We start from the raw sequence: 572 nt of genomic DNA, 5'->3' as shown, positions 1-572 counted from the left end.
AAAGTTAGATTTACTACTTTAACTTTTGGGGGGCGGTACCCATGAGAGGCTTTTTTGTGTTCTTCCAGCATTGTATTGATTCAAAAGATTATCTAAATCTTGGCTAACTTTAATGGTGATCGTAGCGGTAAAACCGTGTTTCAAGACAATTTCAACCAGTTCGTTTCTTTTTTGTTCAATTTTATGTAGAAGTTGTTCTTTAGACACAAGGTAAAACCCCTTCGTTTGATTTTAAAATTCAGAATGGACAAGTTATTTTGAGTATAACATATAATGGTAAATTGTTGGCAAGGAACTTATTTGGAAATATATTCAACTAGCGGATAGTTGGATGACACAAAACTTTCATATTAATAATTATGAATACTGTAGTATTTTTGCTAGAATAATAATGACTAAACTTTATTCAGAAGAAGACCCATAAGTGTGGGGACTATTGGAAAAGCATAGATATATTGTGTTAGGGCACATATTTAGGCTGAATAAAGTTAAAGCCTCGGCGGATGCCACGATTTTTCAAAGGAAGTTTTTCGAGCAAAGGATCAAAGACTAAAAACGCCACGTCCTGTGGC

General features: G+C 34.1%; 1 protein-coding gene. It reads right to left on the bottom strand.

The window, feature by feature from the left end; translation table 11 throughout:
* Window positions 1-18 precede the first annotated feature (18 nt).
* A complete protein-coding gene (locus tag V7147_RS23845) occupies window positions 19-207 on the bottom strand; it encodes an aspartyl-phosphate phosphatase Spo0E family protein (protein ID WP_335370283.1) in 189 nt (62 codons plus the stop codon).
* Between the last annotated feature and the right edge of the window lie 365 nt (window positions 208-572).

Source organism: Bacillus sp. JJ1521 (genome assembly GCF_036965165.1).
Taxonomy (GTDB): Bacteria; Bacillota; Bacilli; order Bacillales; family Bacillaceae_L; genus Ferdinandcohnia.
The sequence above is the reverse complement of the archived record's forward strand: the minus strand, read 5'-3'. Positions and strand labels throughout refer to the sequence as shown.